The sequence below is a fragment of the Tahibacter caeni genome (genome assembly GCF_024609805.1).
GTDB classification, from domain to species: domain Bacteria; phylum Pseudomonadota; class Gammaproteobacteria; order Xanthomonadales; family Rhodanobacteraceae; genus Tahibacter; species Tahibacter caeni.
The window spans coordinates 1-2,073 of the sequence record NZ_JANFVR010000535.1; the positions used below are offsets into that span (position 1 = coordinate 1).

The window sequence follows — 2,073 nt, forward strand, 5'->3', positions numbered from 1 at the left end:
CACCGCGATGCCGACGGGCCTCGCGCTGCCGACGCGCGGCGGCGGCGCCCACAAGGTGTTGCGCAGCTCGACTGGTCCCGACCAGAGGCCGGCCTGCGCGAGCGCGGCGCGCGCCATCTCCAGGCAGGCGCCGGCGCCGAGGCGGCCGTCGGCGCTGCAGAACGCTTCGTCGCCGCGGAACTGCGAGCGATAGCCCTGCTGATACAGATCCGAAATGTTCTCCTGCAGCAGCGGGTGCCGCGCCGTGTCGGTTGCCGGCGCCGTCGGCGACGAGGCCGCCGGCAGATCGAGCCAGTAGCGTTCGCGCGCGAACGGATAGCCCGGCAGGCTGATGCGCTGCGGCAGCGGCGCGTCGTAGAGCTGCGCCCAGCGCACGTCGAGTCCCTTGACCCAGAGCTCCAGCAGCTTGTCGAACTTGCGCGCGCCGAGCCAGCGGCCGACGGCCTGCTGCAGGTCGGCGTCGGTGCTGAACAACGCGAGCGTTTCCTTGTGGCGCTTGACCTGCCCGCGCTGCACGTCGCCGTCGTTCTCGTCCGCCCGCCAGGCCGCGAGCCTCGTCGCGAGCTCCTCGATGCTGCTGACCACGAGACCGAGGCGCTCCTCCATCGGCTCGCGGCCGGTCTGCAGGGTATAGGCGAGCGCCGTCAGGTCCGGCGGCGACGCCGCCGCGGCGAGAAAGGCCAGCAGGTCCTGCGCGCGGCGCTGCAGCTGTTCGGGCGTGCGCGCCGACAGCAGCACGACGACGGGCTCGCGCGGCGCGAGCACCGGGCCGGCCGGCGCGGCGGTGTATTCCTCGACGATCAGGTGTGCGTTCGAGCCGCCGGCACCGAACGAGGAAATGCCGGCGATCCGCGGCAGGCGCCGTCCCTGCAGCAGCGGCGCTTCCCACTCCGTCAGTGTCTGGTTCACGACGAACGCGCTGCCCGCGAAGTCGATGTGCGGATTCAACGTGCGCGAATGCAGCGACGGCACGATCTGCCGGTGCTTGAGCTGCAGCAGCACCTTCGTCAGCCCGGCGATGCCGGCCGCGGCCTCGCAATGGCCGATGTTCGACTTGGCCGAACCGATGCGGCAGAACTGCCGCTCCGCCGTGTACTGGCCGAAGGCGCGGTTCAACGCGGCGATCTCGATCGGATCGCCGAGCTTCGTGCCGGTGCCGTGCGCCTCGATGTAGCTGATGTGCCGCGCATCCACGCGCGCCTCGGCGAGCGCCTGGGCGATCGCGGCGGCCTGCGCCTGCGGATTGGGCACCGTATAGCCGTTGGTCTTGCCGCCGTGATTCAGCGCGCTGCCGCGAATGATCGCGTAGATCGGGTCACCGTCGCGCTGCGCATCGGACAGGCGCTTGAGCACGACCGCGCCGACGCCCTCACCCGGAATGTAGCCGTCGCCGCCTTCGCCGAAGCTCTGGCAATGGCCGTCGCCGGAGATGAACTGGCCCGCGCTGAGCGCGAGGTATTTGTTCGGGTGGATCGTCACGTTGACGCCGCCGGCGATCGCCAGCCGCGTGCGCCCCTGGCGCAGGTCCTGGCAGGCCAGATGGATCGCGGTCAACGACGAGGAGCACATCGTGTCGACCGTCATGCTCGGACCGTGCAGGTCCAGCGCGTACGACACGCGATTGGCGATGCTCGCGAAGCTGCCGGTCAGTCCCATGCGCCGGCCGCGCAGGCTGGCCTCGGCCGCGAACAGCGCGTACTCGCTGTACATCATGCCGACGTAGACGCCGACCTGGCCGCCGAGTCCGCCCGCGGGGCCGTCGTCGCGGCCCTGCAGCGCCGCGCGCGTGTAGCCGGCGTCCTCGATCGCGAGCCAGGCCTGCTGCAGGAACAGGCGTTCCTGCGGATCGATCTGGCGCGCCTCGCGCGGCGCGATGTGGAAGAACTGCGGATCGAACTCGTCGACGCCGTCGATGAAACCGCCCCAGCGGCTGTAGTGGCGGCCGCTCTCGCTGCGGTCGGCGCTGTAGTAGTCGCGCCAGTCCCAGCGCCCGGCCGGCACTTCGACGATGCAGTCGCGGCCGTCGCGCAGGTTGGTCCAGAACGCGGCGAGATCCGGCGACTCCGGATAGCG

At 71.1% G+C, this 2,073-nt stretch carries 1 protein-coding gene; it reads right to left on the bottom strand.

From position 1 onward, the window contains the following. The coding region (locus tag NON22_RS23520; RefSeq protein WP_257389416.1) for a type I polyketide synthase at positions 1-2,073 on the bottom strand (2,073 nt) is incomplete at both ends.